Below are 18,272 nucleotides of genomic sequence, written 5' to 3'. Positions count from 1 at the left end.
TTCCCATTACTAATTCTTCATACATTTAAGAAGTAAAGAGGTATTAATTCCTTTTCAAAAATTGCGTGAAAGATGTATAAGGCTTTTTGAACTACTTCCACTTAATTCTCTTACAAGCTGTTTGAAGTAGGAGTCTCCTATCGGGAAATATTAAACTTATTATTATTCTCCATAATAAAAACGACACTTGAAGTACATTCTTTAAGTGTCATTTTTATGTTTAGATATACATCTTATTTTTGGTTTTCGATATACATTTTTATAAAAAAAGAAGCTTCTCAAAAGTTTAAAAAACTAATGAGAAGCCTCTATAACAAAGCCTAATTTCCCAGTATTTCCGGGTGTATTACATCATTCCCATTCCGCCCATGTCAGGCATTGCTGGAGCTGGGTTTTTCTCTGGAATATCTGCTACTACTGCTTCAGTTGTTAAGAATAGAGCAGCTACACTTGCAGCATTTTGTAATGCTGAGCGAGTTACTTTTGCAGGGTCAACGATACCAGCATCAATCATGTTCACCCATTCTCCAGTTGCAGCGTTGAATCCAACACCAATTTCTTCACGTTTTAAGCGGTCAACGATAATTGAACCTTCAAGACCCGCATTGTTCGCAATTTGACGTACTGGTTCTTCTAAAGCACGTAATACGATACGTACACCAGTAGCTACATCGCCTTCTACTTCAGAAAGTACTTTATCAACAGCATTATAGATGTTTAGAAGTGCAGTACCACCACCTGATACAATACCTTCTTCAACTGCAGCACGAGTTGAGTTTAATGCATCTTCAATGCGAAGTTTACGTTCTTTTAATTCTGTTTCCGTTGCAGCACCAACTTTGATCACTGCTACACCACCAGCTAATTTCGCAAGGCGTTCTTGTAATTTTTCTTTATCAAATTCAGATGTAGTTTCAGCAATTTGAGAACGGATTTGGTTCACGCGACCTTCAATTGCATCGCTGCTACCAGCACCTTCTACGATTGTTGTGTTGTCTTTATTAACAACAACTTTACCTGCTTTACCTAATGAAGTAACGTCAGCAGTTTTTAAGTCTAAACCAAGTTCTGAAGTGATTACTTGACCACCAGTTAAGATAGCGATATCTTCTAACATCGCTTTACGACGATCACCAAAGCCAGGAGCTTTTACAGCAACTACATTAAATGTACCGCGTAATTTATTTAAAATTAATGTAGTAAGAGCTTCCCCTTCAATATCCTCAGCGATGATTAATAATGGACGGCTTTGTTGAACAACTTGTTCAAGCAATGGAAGAATCTCTTGGATACTTGATATTTTTTTATCAGTAATCAAAATATATGGATTTTCTAATACAGCTTCCATTTTATCTGTATCTGTTACCATGTAGTGAGATACATAACCACGGTCGAATTGCATACCTTCAACTACATCTAATTCAGTAGTGAAGCCTTTTGATTCTTCGATTGTAATAACACCATCAGTACCTACACGTTCCATCGCATCAGCAATGAATTGACCTACTTCTTCATCAGCAGCAGAAATTGCAGCAACTTGTGCAATCGCTTCTTTATTTTCTACTGGACGAGAAATCACTTGTAGTTCTTCTAATGCAGCAGCTACAGCCTTGTCCATACCTTTACGAATACCTACTGGATTTGCACCAGCTGTAACGTTTTTAAGACCTTCACGAATCATCGCTTGAGCTAATACTGTTGCAGTAGTTGTACCGTCACCAGCGATTTCGTTTGTTTTAGATGCAACCTCAGCAACTAATTTTGCACCCATATTTTCATAAGCATTTTCTAATTCGATTTCTTTTGCTATTGTTACACCGTCATTTGTAATTAATGGAGAACCAAATTTTTTCTCAAGAACGACGTTACGACCTTTTGGGCCTAATGTTACTTTTACAGTGTTTGCTAATTTATCAACACCTTGAAGCATTAACGTACGAGCTTCTTCAGAGAACTTAATATCTTTTGCCATTGTTTTACCCTCCAATTTTTAACTCAATATTCATATTAAAAGCATCTACTAAATCGCTATTTTTCCTAGTTTCATATCATTTTTAGCCAATTACAGCTAAAATGTCGCTTTCGCGTAAAATTAAATATTCGTTACCTTCATATTTCACTTCTGTGCCTGAATATTTAGAGAAGATAATTGTATCTCCTTCTTTCACTTCAAGCTCGACACGTGTGCCGTTATCTAGTACACGACCAGTTCCTACTGCTACCACTTTACCTTGTTGCGGTTTTTCCTTTGCTGAATCTGGAAGAACAAGTCCTGATGCAGTTTTTTCTTCCACCTCAACTAGTTCGATAATGATACGATCACCTAATGGTCTTAACAAGTGAAACAACCTCCTAGAATATTATTAGTTTTAATATTTCATTTTTATTAGCACTCTACTCTAACGAGTGCTAATACAATTATTATAATAATGAATTCAATTTCCATTTGCAAGTATGAAGCACAAAAAAATTTGAATTATTTTCATCATCATCTACAATAGAGTAAGATTGGTTATATTTAGAGCCCAACTGTACTATTCTAGGTATTTCCATTATTTTTTAAACTACATCTTTTAGAAAGAGGGATTTAAATATTGAGTCATAAAAATAATGGTAAAACACAAAAAACTGCATTTTATATATTGCTTGTTTATATTGCTTGTCAACTTTCTAGCCTTCTTTTACTTATTCCAACCGTGAGAGATTTATTCCTAAATTATATAGGAAATGATACCGTAGCAATCTATTCTTTAACTGCTTGGTGGTCTACAATTGCCTTTGCTATCGCATTTGTCATTTCTATCATTTTAATTCTAAAAAATAAGAATTTCTGGAATATATTTAAAGGTGAAAAGGCTTCTGTTGGTGGCGCAATCCTTTGGGGTATTTTAGGTTTTTTCTTAGTATTATTTGGTCAAATGGTTGGTGCAAATATTGAGGTTGCTATCGGGATTGATTATGGTTCTGAAAATACCGAGACTCTTTTAAGAGTTACTGAAATTGCTCCTATTATGATTTTATCGACGGTGTTATTGGGCCCATTCTTAGAAGAACTTATTTTCCGAAGAGTTGTATTTGGTTCTTTAGTACAGACACAAAATTTCTGGATTGCCGGAATCATAAGCTCCATTGTTTTTGGAGCAATTCACTTAGACTTTACACATATTATTCTTTATACGATTAGTGGCTTTATTTTCGCTTTTCTTTATTACAAAACTAAGCGTTTACTTACTTCAATTATTGCCCATACCATGCTTAATGGTTTTGTTGTCATCACTCAACTAAATTACGAAACACTTAAAGAAATGCAAAACGCGCTCCAGTTCTTTATTTTTATACAATAGAAAAAGTGTAGGTGAAATCACATTGGATTTTACCTACACTTTTTTATGGTTGTTGATTGCTCATTTGTTCGATTTGGCGTCGTTGCTCAGCAAGTAGTGCTTCTACTTGTTGTCTTTGACTCTCTTCTTGTTCTTCACGTTGTCTTTGTTCTTCCGCTTTCATAAACTTCCTATAGCCGATACGAGCAATGATAATGCTTATTTCATATAACGCAAATAATGGAATTGAAATAATTAAATATGAAACAAGATCCGGTGGCGCTAATAAAACAGCTATAACAAATAAGACGAAGTATGAATATTTACGGAACTTCACCATTAACTTTGGATCCAATATTCCCAGTCGTGCTAAAAATAATGTTACTACTGGTAACTGGAATATAAATCCAAAAGGTACAACTAATTTAAATAAAAAGGAAAAGTATTCATTTATCCCAATAGTCTGCTCAATTTCAAGTCGGTTTGACAGATTCATCATAAAATCAAGGACATTTGGGAATAAGACGAAATATGCAAAAGCTAGTCCACCTACAAATAAGAAAAAGGCGTAGGGAATATATTTCAACGTTGCTTTACGTTCTGATTCTAATAAGCCTGGTGTAATAAATGCCCATAATTGATATAAAATAATCGGCGATGTAATCACTAAAGCTACTAGAAAAGTCACTTGTAAATAAACAGCAAGTGGGTCAGTAACATTAAAAGCATTTAATGTTAATTGTTCAGCTTCCTTACTATGCTGAATATATTTTATGACGGGCTCTGCTATATAGAAGCCAGCAAATAAAGAAATCATAAAAACTACCGCGCATACTACTAGCCGGTTTCTCAATTCCTGTATATGCTCAACGACTGTTTGTTCTTTTGGATTCATAGACTTGACATCCTTGACTTACTTAACATTTTGGTCTTTGTTTGGTTCTTTTACTTCTGCTTGTTGAATTGTTGTATTTTTATGTTCAATGACGCTTTTCTTTGAATCATCATCTTCATCATCAATTAAACCTTTAGTGCCTTTTTTAAATTCACGAAGAGTAGTCCCAACTGCTCTACCTAATTCAGGCAATTTTTTTGGTCCAAAGATCAGTAATGCTGCCACTGCAATAATAATTATTGCTGTTGGTCCAATTGCGTTTAAATGCACTACCATTGTTGCTAACCTCCTCTATTATATGTACCATTTTAACTTACTTTAAATGTTATTGCTATTATATTAATGTGAAATCTTTTCGTCTTAAGCATTGCGTATTAAATAGATTAATGCCTCTAATTCAACGGATAAATCAATATTCATGACTTTCATCGAATCAGGTACATTTAGTCTAACCGGCGTAAAATTAAGTATTCCTTTTGCATTAACCGCAATAAGTCTATCTGTTATTTCTTGAGCAGAACGGGATGGAACTGTTAAAATTGCCATTTCTGCATTATACTTCTCATACATTTCTTCTAATCGATCTGGATGATATACAGGGATATTATTAATTTCATTTCCTTCCATCGGCGCCTTTGAGTCAAATGCAACTACAATACGTGTATTATGATTTTTTTGAAAGTTATACTTTAGAAATGCATTTCCTAAGTTCCCTACCCCAATAAGTGCAACATTTGCTCCCTCATCTTGATCAAGCGTACGGCGGAAAAATTCAAGCAAATACAAAACATCATACCCATACCCTTTTTTTCCTAATGCTCCAAAATAGGAGAAATCACGTCTTATCGTCGCCGAATCAATTTTCATAGCCTCACTTAATTCCTGTGATGAAATCCGCCTTTTCCCCTCATTAGCTAGATTTTGTAAAAAACGATAGTAAAGTGGTAATCTTTTTGTCGTTGCTTGTGGAATTTTAAGCTCTGGTTTCACGCATCTATCCCCCATTCAAATATTCCCCTGCGAATAAAACATCGTCGATTTATACTTTATTAACTATATTATGATATTATCAAAGATTAAAAAATAACAATCATCGGAAATGTATACATCTTACTAAACAAATGAAAATAAGTAAAGCATTCGATTGCATGGTACCCAGTCTATACTTTACACTAATAATAGTGAACTGAGGTGTAACAATGATAGTTTTACAAGTAAATCAAATATATAAATCCTTCGGGACTGATGAAATATTAAGCGGTGTGAAATTAGAAGTGCAGCATCGTGATCGAGTAGCATTGGTAGGGCGCAACGGCGCAGGTAAATCTACTTTATTAAAAATTATCGCTGGTCAAATGTCGTACGACTCAGGAGATATCATTATTCCGAAGGGTATTAAAGTCGGTTATTTAGAACAACATTCAGGAATTGATTCTACTTTAAACATTTGGGAAGAAATGATGACCATTTTCACAGATATTAAAGTACAGGAGAAAAAACTTCGTGAGCTTGAACAAAAAATGGCGAATCCTGAGGTTTATGAAAATAAAAATCTGTATGAGCGAATAACTGCCGAATATGATCAATTACAACATGATTTTAAAGAAGCTGGTGGTTATCAGTATGAAGCAGAAACTCGTTCTGTATTGCATGGTATGCAGTATTTCCCTGAAGATTATGATAAACCAATCTCTTCGTTATCAGGTGGACAAAAAACTCGATTAGCACTCGCAAAATTGTTATTAAGTAAACCTGATTTATTAATTTTAGATGAACCCACAAATCATTTAGATATTGAGACACTTACATGGCTAGAAAATTATTTAAAAAGCTATGAAGGTGCCATTTTAATTGTTTCCCACGACCGCTATTTCCTTGACCAATTAGTTACAATTGTTTATGAAGTTTCAAGAACACATGTAACAAAATATGTTGGAAATTACAGCGGTTATTTGGAAGAAAAGGCAAAAAATTATGAACGTGATCTAAAAATGTTTGAACGAGAGCAATCTGAAAAAGCCAAACTAGAGGCTTTTATTCAAAAAAACATTGCCCGCGCTTCTACAACAAAAATGGCTCAAAGTAGACGGAAAATGTTAGAACGTACCGAGTGGATGGACTCTCCGGAGGGGGATGAAAGAACCGCAAACTTTGGTTTTACCATTGAAAAACAAAGTGGAAATGACGTACTTTCTATTGATGATCTTACAATTGGTTATGCTGATCAAGCGATCTCTAAAAATATTTCAATTCGAGCTTTTCGTGAAGATCGTATTGCATTAGTTGGGCCAAATGGTGTAGGGAAATCTACGCTTTTAAAAACAATTGTACAGGATTTACCTATCAAGAACGGTAATATCCGTTATGGTACAAATGTAAAAATTGGTTATTATGACCAAGAGCAAGCAAAGTTAAGCAGCAATAAATCTGTGCTCAAAGAATTATGGGATGAATGGCCATTAATGAATGAAAAAGATATACGAACAATTCTTGGGAGCTTCCTATTTAGTGGGGATGATGTTACTAAGACCGTTAATTCTTTATCTGGTGGAGAAAAAGCAAGGCTTGCATTAGCAAAGTTAATGATGCAAAAAGCAAATTTATTAATATTAGACGAACCAACAAACCATCTTGACTTAGATAGTAAGGAGATTTTAGAAAATGCATTAATCGATTATCCCGGTACATTGCTTTTCGTTTCTCATGACCGCTATTTCATTAATCGTATTGCTACAAAAGTTGTTGAACTTTCTTCAAACGGCGCCTTTGAATATTTAGGAGATTACGATTACTATATCGAAAAAAAGCAAGAGCTTGAGGAACTTGCTCAAATGAAAGTAAATGAATCTCAAAAAGCTGAAGCAATTGTTGTAAAACAAACCACTTCTAAGATTGATAAAGAAGCAAAAAAACGTGAACGCCAATTACGACGTTCCATAGAACAGCTTGAGATAGAAATGGCAGAGATAAATGAGGAAATCTCAAAGATTGAAGAAGAATTATGTAAGCCTGATATTTTCCAAAATCATGAGAAAGTTTTAGAATTACAAACTCAACTAGACAATTTCAAATCAGAATACGAGAATCTTGAACTACACTGGCTCGATTTAAATGAAGAGCTTGAAAACATTATTTTATAAAACCATGTGGCTTATTCCACATGGTTTTTGTTATCCGACAGTATAATGCATATATCTTGGTCAATAGACAAAATTCGCAAAATATATTCCACAGTTTTATGCACAGAACAAATTCAGTAATAACAACATATCAACAAAGTTTCCCACACTATTCACATTTTTAATTAATTTTATCCACAAAGCTGTGTGTAAATCTAAACACAATATATAGTTTTACCACATGTTATACACAAGTTATCCACAGTTTGTGCATAAGTACGAGTGTTCGTATTGACATTTTTATATTTTTATTGCAAACCTGTGGATAATTTTTCAGAAAAATTCAACGAATATGATTTGTTAAAACTTTCATCATAGAGTCGCTGTTTTATTATCAAAGGAATACCTTCTATTTAATTTTAGGTTTAGCAAATACAATTATTTTTGGTGCATATAAATTGTGGGAATGTATATTTTATTGGAGAAACAGAGGTAAATTGGTCGATCTTTATCTTTGTTAGGTGGAACAATTATTACTCTTGGAGATATTTTTAATCAAATAGCGCTTTAAAGTATTTAAAAGTTATGTATGAGTAAATCTTTGAAATTCAAAAAAGCTATAAAAAAGTGTTTTTTATAGCTGGATTTTTTTATTCTTCCTTAAAGAACTTTTTTATCTAAGTAGCAAATTTATTAGAATTTTACTACTTAGATATTTTATTTTCATATTAGGATTGTTTTATTTTTAGTAAGCTTCTTTAAATACTTCATATAAAGTTTCTTCTGTTGCTTTTCTAGGGTTCATATTCATTAATCGTGCTATACCCAAAGTTTCAAGTGTCATTGGTTTTAAATCTGTTTCTTGAACTTTAATTTCTGATAGTTTTGTTGGTAAATTGATAGAGTTAAGAAGTTGAATAAAGTATTCAAAAAGTTTATTTTCTTTTTCTTCGACACTCGTTGAATTATCATTTGGTAAACACATATCATATAATTTATTAAATTTTTCTAAATTAGATTGATAATTATACTTGACTGTATATGGTAGCATTAAACCCGTAATCTCTCCGTGTGGAGAATGTACTCTTCCACCAATCGCATATGCCATTGCATGTGAAATAGATGTACCTGAATTCGAAAATGCTAGTCCCGCTAATAAACTGCCTAAAAGCATGTTTGATCTAGCCTTAATATCTTTTCCGTCTTTGAAAGCAGCAACTAGACTTGATGTAATAAGCTTGATTGCCTCTTCTGCAAATAAATTAGATAACACTGTAGATCCTCTAAAATCTGCTTGGTAGTCTTTTTCAAATTCATTGTAATTTTTAGATGTAAATGCTTCTACTGCATGTACAAGTGCATCAATACCTGAGCATGCTGTAACCCTTGGCGGCATACCTACCGTTAACTGCGGATCTAGAATTGCAAAATTTGGTTTTAAATAATTGCTTGAGATACCTACTTTCAGATTACGTTCTTCATCATTCACTACTGCAACACCCGTTACTTCTGATCCCGTACCTGCAGTAGTTGGTATTGCAATAATAGTAGCAGCTTTAAAATCAATTTTATTTTCATAGAAATAGCTTATAGGATGATCCGTTTTCAGCATAAAAGCAATCATTTTTGCTAAATCTATACAGCTTCCTCCGCCAAGACCTATTAATATATCTATATCCTTATTTCGATAAACATTTAGTACTTCTTCTACATCTTTTACAGTAGGCTCTGGCTTCGCCTGATCAAAAATTTCATAAGGAATTTCAAATGTATCTAATTTCTCTTTAAGCACATCAAGAATCCCACTGTTTTTTATCCCATTATCTGTAATTACCAAAGTCTTTTGATTGTTCATTGTTGCATAAATATTTTTTAATTCGTCTAAAGAATTTTCTCCAAAATAAATATTACCAGGAAAGTTATATTGCCAATATGTTTTCAATACTTCCACCTACCCAATCAACTTTAAATTTATAAGAACCATGTTGTTAAAAACGGTACAAATGTGACAATTAACAACACGATTATTGACACTAATAAAAACTTTATTGTATGTGGCATCATTTCTAGCACTGAACTTTTATTCACCTTCGCAGAAACGAATACGTTTGCAGCTAGAGGGGGTGTAAGTAGTCCTATTTCAATAGTAGTAACTAATATAATCCCAAAGTGAATAGGATTAATTTCAAATGTTTGTGCAGCAGGTGCTAGTAAAACTGCCATCAATAATACCGCTGCATTTGTCTCCATAAACATCCCAACAACAAACAAAATAAGAAGTAATAAAAGTAAAAATACATACTTATTATCTGTTAAATTAATAGCCGCCTCTGATACCATTTGCGGGATTTGTTCCAAAGTAATCATGTAATTGAATAGATTACTAAATGCAATAATACCCAGAATCGCTGCAGATGAAAGTGCAGCTAATTTAAATGGCGAAAATAGTCCGCTGAATTTGATTTTTTTTGTAACAATCGCCAAAATCAAACCATATATACAAGCAACAGCTGCTGCTTCAGTCGGTGTAAATATTCCACTATAAATTCCGCCTAATACAATGATTGGCATAATCAAAGCCGGAATAGATTTTAGAAACGTTTTGCCTAACGTTTCATTAGCAGCTTTGTTTTCTAGTTGGTTCGTTTCTTCTGAAACAGATGATAGTTTTGGATTATACACTTTTTTCAATAAAATGCGGTGTAGTAAAAGGTATGCAATGATAAAGCATATTCCCGGTACAATGGATGCAATAAATAAATCAGATATTGAAGTACCTACAGTTGCTCCATAAAGAATCAACGGAATTGAAGGTGGGATAAATACACCTAATAAACCAGCCGCCGCAATTAGTGAAGCCGTATAGCCACGTTCATAACCTTTCTCGACCATTTTTTGACCAATTGAACTTCCAATAGCAGACACTGTTGCAACAGAGGAACCTGTTATTGCTCCTAAAAATGCACTTGCTAATACCGTTACATAACCTAAACTTCCATGAATCTTTTTTAACAACTTCTCTGATAACTGAATTAATTGCGAAATAATACTACCCTGGCTCATAATTTGTCCAGCTAGTATAAACAAAGGAATTGCTAACAATGAAAAGGAAGAAACAGCTTGATTCGATAATGTTGCAAATGAAGCTGCTGGGATATCTAATATTTCCCCTCCCAGTAATGCACTAATTGCAAAAGATACACCAATCGGTACACCTATCATTAAAATAGCAATTAGTACTATAACAATTAGTAACATTACGCAGCCCCTCCTTTTCGTAGCATTTGAATACCTTTAAAGATATTACTTAAACTGTGTAATCCCATTACAACAACGGATATAACAATAATTCCATATGTAATTGATAAAGGAATGCCCGCTTCTAATGTTCTTTCTCCGCTTTCGCTTACAAATTGAAAGAATGAAAATACAATATTGAAAAATACTACAACAAAAATTACAAGTAGAACGTCAACTATCAGATTCATAATAGTTTGGATATTTTTGATCTTTATAACTTGGCTCAATTCTATTGATATATATTCCCTGCTATAAGTAATTGCACTAGCACCTAAAAACGTAATAGTTGTCATTCCAATAGCTGCATATTCTGGCATCCCTAGAGAATGCCATCCAAGTAAACGGCCAACAATTTGGAGTATTACAGCAATCATAATAACTATTAGTGCAATGGCAATTAAGAATTCTTGAGTCTTATATAAACCTTTTTCTATCTTATGCCACATTGTATTCACTCCTTATTTAATAGATGGGACAGATATTTCTGTCCCATCATAACTAATAATTATTCGCTGATTTCAGCTAATTCTTCTTTTAGAGATTGAATTAATTCTGCACCATACGTTGACTCATAGTTATCCCATTGACTTAATCCAAACTCTTGGAATGCCTTAATTTGTTCTTCTGTTAATTCCGTTACTTCTACACCTACATCTTTAATTTTTTGAATGTACTCCTCAGTTGCCTTGCGATTTTCTTCAATTTGCCATGCTTGTATCTCTGCTCCAACTGATTTAAAAATTTCCTGTTGCTCTTTAGTTAATGAATTAAATTTATCTGTGTTAATGACAATTGAACCTGAAGCATATACATGATTTAACTGTGTGTAAAATTTATTAACTTCTTGGAATTTACTATCAACAGTAAATAATAATCCGTTATCTTGCCCATCAACTGTTCCCTGTTGTAGCGCTAAATATAATTCATTAAATGGCATTACTAACGCTTGTGAGCCTGCCTCTTCAAAGAATCCTTTAATCGCTTGTGAGCCTGGAACTCGTAATTTTAATCCCTTTAAATCTTCTACTTTTTCAATTTTTTTAATAGAGTTTGAAACACCACGGAATTCATTTTCAAAGAAACCTAATGTTGTCATATTATGTTTTGCCAATGTTTCTGTCATTAATTTTGGAATAACGCCATCACCATAGAAAATTTTATCAGCTTGTTCATAAGATGTTACGATATACGGTAAGTAATGGAAATCCAATAGCGGATCTAATCCAGATAAAGAACCTTGGTTAATAAATGACATATCTAAAGTTCCTCGCGAAATATCTTGAGCCATTACCTCATCCCCACCTAATTGTGTTGAAGGGAAAACTGAAATTTGAATTGCTCCATTTGTTTCTTCTTCTATTCGTTCTGCAAATAATTTTGCAGCTTGGTCTTTGACACTGTCTGCTGGGAAGATATGTCCTAATCTAAGCTTTATCACATCTCCTGAATCTGATGATGCCCCTTCGTTACCCCCACTACATGCAGATAAAATCATTAAACATATAGTTAAAACAATTAAACTTAATTTCCATTCTTTTCTCATTTTTTTTGCCCCCTGTTTTTTAAATAACCCCAATTAATTTATAAATTACGCATCTAAAACAATTAATTTTTCTTCTGTCATTTCTAATATTGCATACTTCGGACCTTCTTTACCGATACCGCTATTCTTCACTCCCCCATATGGCATAACATCTTCTCTATAAGTAGAGACATTATTTACAATAACGCCTCCAAACTTTAATTTTTTAATAGATTTCATAACAATCTGAATATTTGATGTAAAAATTCCCACTTGTAGTCCCATTGTTGAGTCATTCGCTTTATGAAGTACATCATCAATATCTTGATATTTTTGAATCGTAATAACAGGTCCAAAAATTTCTTCACAAACTACTTTCATCGATTGCGACACATCAGCCAAAATAGTTGGTTCAAATTGTGAACGCTTTCTTTGCCCACCGACAATAATTTTTGCCCCTTGTTGAACAGCTTCTTCGATCCATGATTCTATCCGAGTAGCTTCTCTCTCTGAAATAACAGGTCCAACGTCTCCATCAGGATTATCTTCACTACAAAGAACTAACGATTTCGTAAATTCGGTAGCATACTTTAAAAATTGATCATAGACTTCTTCATGAACGTAAATTCTTTGAACAGAGATACATGCTTGTCCAGCATTAGAAAACCCTCTTGATACACAAAGCTCTGCAGCTCTTTTTAAATCGTCTACATCTTTATGGACAATATTCGGTGAGTTATTTCCTAATTCAAGGGCAACTTTTCTAATACCGGTTTTACTTTTAATTAACTGACCCACTTTTGGGCTACCTGTAAATGTGTACATATCAACTAAATTATTTTTTAATAAATATTCACCTGTCTGTGTACCTCTACCATTTACCAAATTAAATAATCCGTCCGGTAAACCTGCCTCTTTAAATATTTCAACCAGTTTACATGCAATTAAAGGTGTCATTTCAGCAGGCTTTAAAACGACTGCATTTCCTGCTGCTAATGCTGGTCCAATCTTATGAACTGTTAAATTAAATGGAAAGTTAAATGGTGTAATAGCAACAACCACTCCAACTGGTACTCGAACTGTAAAAGCAAGTTTTCCTTTATCAGCACTATTTGGCAAAGCTACTCCTTGCCCCGTTATTCTTTTTGCTTCTTCTGCCGATGCTCTAAGTGTTGAAATACCCCTTTCAATTTCTGTAACAGCATCTTTTCTAGTTTTTCCTGCTTCGTAAATGAGCAATTCTGCTAACTCAAGTTTTCTTTCATCAATTAATGTAACCGCTTTATTTAAAATGGTAAAACGATCCTCAGCAGATAGTTCATTCTTCTCAAATGATTCATAGGCGTTTTGAACAGCCTTATTAACTATTGATTCATCTGCTTCATAAATTTCACCATAGGTATCACCTGTATATTTGTTCGTTACAGGAATAATTTCACCAGCCTCTATCCATTTCCCATCAACAAAGTGTCCATATTTCTCCACAATTACTACTCCCCTTACATTTATAGTTTTATTTTTAAAGTGCTTATTAAGATCTTTTTTCTAGCAATCTACTTGACGCACCTAAAATATGATCTTTAATAAATTCCAGTCCATACTCCAAATCTCTCATTTGAATGCTTTTTATAATTTTCTCGTGTTCAATTATTGTTTCATTTTGATCAACTGAACCTCGTCTATAATAAAATCTAGCTATGTGCAAATGACAAAACAAACTTTCAAAACTCTCAATCAAGTATTTATTTTCTGAATTTTTAATCAATTCTGAATGGAACATATAATCAAGATTATTAAACTCAAGAATATCTTTATAGTTATTAATTTGTATTTGTCTTATTTTTTCATTAATCTTTTCTAGATTCGACAAACACTCCGATTTATTGCTACGGATGATAGTTTTTAAGGACTCAGATTCTAACATTAATCTAAATTCAGACATTTTTTTCATTGAGATTTCATCTAGAATATCAGTTACTTGATATCCTTTGTTAGGGATTAAAACAACAAGCTTAGATGACTGTAATCTTGATAATGCCTCCCTCAAAGGAATAGCGCTTAATTCCATTTCCTTAGACATCTTGCTTACATTTAACCTCTGCCCTGGCCCATATTCCCAACTAAATATTTTTTCCTTGATTAAGTTATACGCGTAATCAGATTTTTCTCCATATTCCTTTTCCATATCTAACCACAGCACTACTTTCTTGTATATATTATATTATTTATTCAGATTTTATAATATATATTATAAAAAAACAACACTTTTTCTCTAAAACGACCATTTTTTCTTAATAACCGTTGTAAATATTATATTATTTTATTTAAATATTATATTATTTAGAATATACTACATTTTATCTTTCAAAAGAAATAGAAAAAAATGCATCTCAATTGTAAGATGTTTGTCTTACAATCGAGATGCATTTCACTTTCTAAACAGTCCTAACAAAGCTCTTAAGTCATAGTAAAATTGTAGATCAGAATAAATTAAGCTAATGACCAACTTTTCAATTCCATTCCAGGTAATCCATTCATACTTAAATTACTACGAACACCTGATTTAAACATAAATGAACCCGCTGCACCAATCATCGCTGCATTATCTGTACATAATTTTAAAGGTGGTACATAAAAAGGAATGCCTTCCTTAGAAAATGCTTGTTCCAAACTAGAGCGCAACCCTTTATTTGCTGAAACGCCACCTGCTGCAATCACTTGCTTTACATGAAATTCTCTTGCAGCACGAACAGTTTTCGTTGTTAATACTTCAACAACACTATCTTGGAAACCTTTAGCTACCTGTTCGGGTATTATTTCTTCTCCACGTTGGTCCATATTATGTTTGTAATTAATTACTGCTGATTTTAGTCCACTAAAACTAAAATCATAGCTATCTTCTAACCATGCCCGAGGAAATTCAACTCCAATTTCTGCCTCATGTGCTAGACGATCGATATGTGGCCCTCCTGGATAAGGCATGTTTAATACACGTGCGACTTTATCATATGCTTCGCCTGCCGCATCATCGCGTGTCTCTCCAATCACTTCAAAATGACCATGCTCTTTCATTAAAACTAATTCTGTATGACCACCTGAAACGACTAGTGCTAGTAATGGAAACTCCATTTTTTGTACAAGTGCATTTGCATAAATATGGCCTGCGATATGGTGTACACCGATAATAGGTAGTCCATGGGCGAAGGCAAAAGCCTTTGCAGCATTAATTCCGATCAATAATGCACCTACTAACCCAGGTCCCTCTGTAACAGCAACACCATCTAAATCTTTTGGCTCGATTTCTGCATCCTTTAAAGCCTTTTCTATAACTAGTGTTATTTTTTCAACATGATGCCGTGATGCAATTTCCGGTACTACACCACCGAATCGTTTTTGACTTTCAATTTGTGAAGCAACTACGTTTGAAACAATTTCCGTTCCATTTCTAATAATAGCTGCTGCTGTTTCATCACAGCTCGTTTCAATCGCTAAAATCATTTGATTTTCCATTATATATTCACCCACATTACAAGAGCATCTTCTTGATTATCTGTATAATATCCTTTTCTTATGCCGCCATCCTGGAATCCTAATTTCCGATATAGATTTTGAGCAACAGTATTTGAAATACGCACCTCTAAACTCATTACATCTATTTCATGCTCGCGTGCTATACGCATTGCCTCTCGCATTAGTCCTTCACCAATTCCTTGCCCACGAACATTTTGAACAACGGCAACATTCGTAATTTGAGCAGAATCAATTACAATACACATTCCACAAAATCCAACAATATTACTATTCTCGTCTTCCGCTACAATATAGTAGGCAAAGTTATTTTCCGTCATTTCATAATAAAAAGAATCTAATGTCCAAGGTGTCGGAAAAGAGGCAACTTCAATTGCATGTACTGCTTGCACATCTTTTTCTGTCATTTTTCGATAAATGACCATTAGCTTTGCTGCTCCCTCTTTTGTTCTTTTATCCATTCAGCCTCTGCCTGAGCGAGTCGATGATATTTTGGAACAAATGTATGTATCTCATCTTGAGAAGGCAACGTTTTTTTGGCAGCAAGTTCGATTAATTTAGATGCTCTTGGTAAATTAATTGATGATGATGCAAAGGAGGCAAGCTCCCCTAGTTGTTCAGCAATTTGATCTTTAAAATAAACGATATCGCTTCCTATAAACAATATAGGCATGTTTAATTCCTTCAGTCGTTCTAATAAATAATCGATATGCGTATGGTGATCATCAATTACTGCATTTAACTCCTGTCCTTTATATACACCTGCATAAACATTTTTTCTTCTTGCGTCAAACATTGCACAGATAAGTCCATTGAAAAGATTTGCATTGGAAGCTAATACGCTTAAACTCGATACGCCAACTAACGGCTTTTGCAATGTCCAAGCTAAGGTTTTTGCAATCGTTACACCGATTCTTAAACCCGTATATGATCCAGGACCTTCTGATACTGCAATGGCATCTATCTCATTTGGTTTAAGATTCACTTTTGAAAACAACTCTTCAATTGTTGGCATTACCGTTACTGAATGGGTCAGTTTTATATTTTGTACAACTTCAGTTAATACTTGTCCATCCTTCACTATCGCAATGGATAGAGGTGAATTGGATGTTTCAATTCCTAGCCATATCATTTTAATAACTCCTCACACAACTCTTCATACCGTTTGCCAATAGGTATTAATCGTATTTTTCTTTCATTTTCATTAATTCGGCTTATTTCAATTTTCAAACGTTCTTCAGGTAAGTAATCCTCGATTAAATGCGCCCATTCTACAACTGTAACGCTATCTCCATAAAATATTTCATCCCAACCTAAATCTTCATCACTATCAGCTAAACGATAAACGTCAAGGTGATTTAAAGTTACTCTTCCTTCATATTGCTTCATGATAGTAAAAGTAGGACTATTAACAGTTCTGTTTATACCTAACCCTTTTGCCAAAACTTTTGTAAAAGTTGTCTTTCCAGCACCTAGATCACCTTCTAGTGTGATCGTATCTTGTGCTTTCAGCAAATTTGCCAACTTACTTGCGAGGTTATTTGTTTCTTCAAGAGACTTAATCATTATTTCATATTCCATTTTTCGTATCCTCTTTCATTAACTACGTTAACTATAGTTTACCTAATGATTGTAGTTTGTTCAAAAGCAATACACTATACAACAATTGAAGGTGTGCAATTGGATTCATGCACACCTATTATAAATGATTTATTTTAGTATTGCTTTTTTTGGTTATAAATTTGTTTACTTACTAATCCGTTATCTTCAAAAGTAATCAGATAAGACTGTGTCAATAGAATTTCATCTTTCCAAACAAAGGTATTTTCCGTTAACTGATCCCCTCTACCTTTTACAATCTTAACTACCTCCATATAGGACATTCCATTTTCTAATTGATTGTATTCCTCTTCGCTCATAAACTTTTGCCATCTAAATTGATTCATTTCTTCGATAGTATAGAATTTATTAGTCTCATAATTATAATTAATTACAAACAGTAACAAATTTGCTATTATAATAAAATATAATACCTTTAATTTTTGTCGAAGTTTATGATTATTCAAATTTTTTCACCCCGATGTAAAACTTGGTAATACCAATATATTTATTCATGGTTGCCATCATGAGTGAAATTTAAAACTAATAATTAGACAATATTTTACATAATTTAATGAATAGTTTCTGTTAAAGTATTATTTGTACCACCTTACATGAAATAAATATTTAGACAAAAAAAATCCTTTACAAGTCTCCTGACTGTAAAGGATTGTATTTTATGTATTATGGCGGTCCCGACCGGGATCGAACCGGCGATCTCCTGCGTGACAGGCAGGCATGTTAACCGCTACACCACGGGACCAAATAGTATTCCTTAGCGATAAGTAAAATTATAGCAGTAATAGTTTCATAATACAATATAATTTTAATAAAAAATTGCCACTAAACGTGGCAATTTCAGAGTGTTGACAAAATACCTCGAGAGATGCAACTCTCGAGGTATTTTGTCAACACTCTGACACCACTGAAAAATCAGTGGTGTATTTCTCACAGGGCGTCTCCCAACTACCATCGACACTATCTCA

The 18,272-nt window shown here is 33.5% G+C and carries 18 protein-coding genes and 1 tRNA gene; 2 read left to right on the top strand and 17 right to left on the bottom strand.

The features are described from left to right. Positions 1–346: 346 nt before the first annotated feature. Together groL and groES are read right to left on the bottom strand one after the other, a co-directional pair. The gene (groL, locus tag CD30_RS10080; RefSeq protein WP_036176209.1) at positions 347–1,972 is read right to left on the bottom strand and encodes a chaperonin GroEL; all 1,626 of its coding nucleotides are present in this window, start codon (positions 1,970–1,972) and stop codon (positions 347–349) included. A gap of 82 nt (positions 1,973–2,054) precedes the next feature. Next, positions 2,055–2,339, bottom strand: coding sequence for a co-chaperone GroES (groES, locus tag CD30_RS10075; RefSeq protein WP_036176206.1), 285 nt, complete (start codon positions 2,337–2,339; stop codon positions 2,055–2,057). A 255-nt stretch (positions 2,340–2,594) separates the two neighbouring features. Here groES and CD30_RS10070 point away from each other — a divergent pair, with 255 nt between their 5' ends. Further along, on the top strand, positions 2,595–3,344 hold the full coding sequence (locus CD30_RS10070) for a CPBP family intramembrane glutamic endopeptidase (RefSeq protein ID WP_235802042.1): 750 nt from the start codon (positions 2,595–2,597) through the stop codon (positions 3,342–3,344). Between the two features lie 43 nt (positions 3,345–3,387). Here CD30_RS10070 and tatC read toward each other — a convergent pair whose 3' ends face one another. The 3 genes from tatC to CD30_RS10055 form a co-directional block, all read right to left on the bottom strand. Beyond that, positions 3,388–4,218 carry a twin-arginine translocase subunit TatC gene (gene tatC / locus CD30_RS10065; RefSeq protein ID WP_036176200.1) on the bottom strand — a complete coding sequence of 277 codons (831 nt, stop codon included), beginning with the start codon at positions 4,216–4,218 and terminating at the stop codon, positions 3,388–3,390. Between the two features lie 18 nt (positions 4,219–4,236). Further along, complete coding sequence (tatA, locus tag CD30_RS10060; RefSeq protein WP_036176197.1) at positions 4,237–4,494, bottom strand: twin-arginine translocase TatA/TatE family subunit; 258 nt, start codon at positions 4,492–4,494, stop codon at positions 4,237–4,239. Between the two features lie 84 nt (positions 4,495–4,578). Continuing rightward, positions 4,579–5,208: a redox-sensing transcriptional repressor Rex gene (locus CD30_RS10055; RefSeq protein WP_036176339.1), complete on the bottom strand. Its 630-nt coding sequence runs from the start codon at positions 5,206–5,208 to the stop codon at positions 4,579–4,581. Between the two features lie 209 nt (positions 5,209–5,417). Between CD30_RS10055 and CD30_RS10050 the strand changes: the two genes are divergently transcribed. Further along, positions 5,418–7,358 carry an ABC-F family ATP-binding cassette domain-containing protein gene (locus CD30_RS10050; protein ID WP_036176194.1) on the top strand — a complete coding sequence of 647 codons (1,941 nt, stop codon included), beginning with the start codon at positions 5,418–5,420 and terminating at the stop codon, positions 7,356–7,358. Between the two features lie 724 nt (positions 7,359–8,082). Here CD30_RS10050 and CD30_RS10045 read toward each other — a convergent pair. The 12 genes from CD30_RS10045 to CD30_RS09990 all read right to left on the bottom strand — a co-directional run bounded on the left by CD30_RS10045 (position 8,083) and on the right by CD30_RS09990 (position 18,049). Beyond that, positions 8,083–9,279: a hydroxyacid-oxoacid transhydrogenase gene (locus CD30_RS10045; protein ID WP_036176191.1), complete on the bottom strand. Its 1,197-nt coding sequence runs from the start codon at positions 9,277–9,279 to the stop codon at positions 8,083–8,085. A 29-nt stretch (positions 9,280–9,308) separates the two neighbouring features. After that, positions 9,309–10,595, bottom strand: a complete 1,287-nt coding sequence (locus CD30_RS10040; protein WP_036176188.1) for a TRAP transporter large permease — start codon at positions 10,593–10,595, stop codon at positions 9,309–9,311. Further along, on the bottom strand, positions 10,595–11,083 hold the full coding sequence (locus tag CD30_RS10035) for a TRAP transporter small permease (protein ID WP_036176185.1): 489 nt from the start codon (positions 11,081–11,083) through the stop codon (positions 10,595–10,597). Before CD30_RS10035 ends, CD30_RS10040 begins: the two co-directional genes overlap by 1 nt. A 59-nt stretch (positions 11,084–11,142) precedes the next feature. Continuing rightward, entirely contained in the window at positions 11,143–12,180 is a 1,038-nt protein-coding gene (locus CD30_RS10030; protein WP_052126136.1) for a TRAP transporter substrate-binding protein, read from the bottom strand. Positions 12,181–12,225: 45 nt separating this feature from the next. Then, entirely contained in the window at positions 12,226–13,644 is a 1,419-nt protein-coding gene (locus CD30_RS10025) for an aldehyde dehydrogenase family protein (RefSeq protein ID WP_235802041.1), read from the bottom strand. Positions 13,645–13,690: 46 nt separating this feature from the next. Further along, complete coding sequence (locus CD30_RS10020) at positions 13,691–14,344, bottom strand: GntR family transcriptional regulator (RefSeq protein WP_036176179.1); 654 nt, start codon at positions 14,342–14,344, stop codon at positions 13,691–13,693. Between the two features lie 305 nt (positions 14,345–14,649). Further along, positions 14,650–15,669 carry a tRNA (adenosine(37)-N6)-threonylcarbamoyltransferase complex transferase subunit TsaD gene (gene tsaD / locus CD30_RS10015; RefSeq protein ID WP_036176178.1) on the bottom strand — a complete coding sequence of 340 codons (1,020 nt, stop codon included), beginning with the start codon at positions 15,667–15,669 and terminating at the stop codon, positions 14,650–14,652. Continuing rightward, positions 15,669–16,112 (bottom strand): ribosomal protein S18-alanine N-acetyltransferase, encoded by a 444-nt coding sequence (rimI, locus tag CD30_RS10010; protein WP_036176176.1) that lies wholly within the window; start codon positions 16,110–16,112, stop codon positions 15,669–15,671. Before rimI ends, tsaD begins: the two co-directional genes overlap by 1 nt. Then, complete coding sequence (gene tsaB, locus CD30_RS10005; RefSeq protein WP_036176174.1) at positions 16,112–16,819, bottom strand: tRNA (adenosine(37)-N6)-threonylcarbamoyltransferase complex dimerization subunit type 1 TsaB; 708 nt, start codon at positions 16,817–16,819, stop codon at positions 16,112–16,114. The genes rimI and tsaB overlap by 1 nt, the downstream gene beginning before the upstream one ends. Further along, the gene (gene tsaE / locus CD30_RS10000; protein WP_036176172.1) at positions 16,816–17,268 is read right to left on the bottom strand and encodes a tRNA (adenosine(37)-N6)-threonylcarbamoyltransferase complex ATPase subunit type 1 TsaE; all 453 of its coding nucleotides are present in this window, start codon (positions 17,266–17,268) and stop codon (positions 16,816–16,818) included. The genes tsaB and tsaE overlap by 4 nt, the downstream gene beginning before the upstream one ends. A 134-nt stretch (positions 17,269–17,402) precedes the next feature. After that, positions 17,403–17,606, bottom strand: coding sequence for a hypothetical protein (locus tag CD30_RS09995; RefSeq protein ID WP_170215822.1), 204 nt, complete (start codon positions 17,604–17,606; stop codon positions 17,403–17,405). Between the two features lie 367 nt (positions 17,607–17,973). Continuing rightward, positions 17,974–18,049 (bottom strand) — tRNA-Asp (locus CD30_RS09990). Positions 18,050–18,272: the final 223 nt, after the last annotated feature.

The sequence above is a fragment of the Ureibacillus massiliensis 4400831 = CIP 108448 = CCUG 49529 genome (assembly GCF_000772965.1).
Taxonomy (GTDB): domain Bacteria; phylum Bacillota; class Bacilli; order Bacillales_A; family Planococcaceae; genus Ureibacillus; species Ureibacillus massiliensis.
Note: the sequence above shows the minus strand (reverse complement) of the source record. Positions and strands in the feature narration are given on the sequence as shown.

Bases quoted from the DNA above. Each gene is read 5' to 3' on its own strand.
- groL (WP_036176209.1), bottom strand. From the start codon at position 1,972: ATGGCAAAAGATATTAAGTTCTCTGAAGAAGCTCGTACGTTAATGCTT.
- tatC (WP_036176200.1), bottom strand. From the start codon at position 4,218: ATGAATCCAAAAGAACAAACAGTCGTTGAGCATATACAGGAATTGAGA.
- tatA (WP_036176197.1), bottom strand. From the start codon at position 4,494: ATGGTAGTGCATTTAAACGCAATTGGACCAACAGCAATAATTATTATT.
- CD30_RS10050 (WP_036176194.1), top strand. From the start codon at position 5,418: ATGATAGTTTTACAAGTAAATCAAATATATAAATCCTTCGGGACTGAT.
- CD30_RS10040 (WP_036176188.1), bottom strand. From the start codon at position 10,595: ATGTTACTAATTGTTATAGTACTAATTGCTATTTTAATGATAGGTGTA.
- CD30_RS10035 (WP_036176185.1), bottom strand. From the start codon at position 11,083: ATGTGGCATAAGATAGAAAAAGGTTTATATAAGACTCAAGAATTCTTA.
- CD30_RS10030 (WP_052126136.1), bottom strand. From the start codon at position 12,180: ATGAGAAAAGAATGGAAATTAAGTTTAATTGTTTTAACTATATGTTTA.
- CD30_RS10020 (WP_036176179.1), bottom strand. From the start codon at position 14,344: ATGGAAAAGGAATATGGAGAAAAATCTGATTACGCGTATAACTTAATC.
- tsaD (WP_036176178.1), bottom strand. From the start codon at position 15,669: ATGGAAAATCAAATGATTTTAGCGATTGAAACGAGCTGTGATGAAACA.
- rimI (WP_036176176.1), bottom strand. From the start codon at position 16,112: ATGGTCATTTATCGAAAAATGACAGAAAAAGATGTGCAAGCAGTACAT.
- tsaB (WP_036176174.1), bottom strand. From the start codon at position 16,819: ATGATATGGCTAGGAATTGAAACATCCAATTCACCTCTATCCATTGCG.
- tsaE (WP_036176172.1), bottom strand. From the start codon at position 17,268: ATGGAATATGAAATAATGATTAAGTCTCTTGAAGAAACAAATAACCTC.
- CD30_RS09995 (WP_170215822.1), bottom strand. From the start codon at position 17,606: ATGAGCGAAGAGGAATACAATCAATTAGAAAATGGAATGTCCTATATG.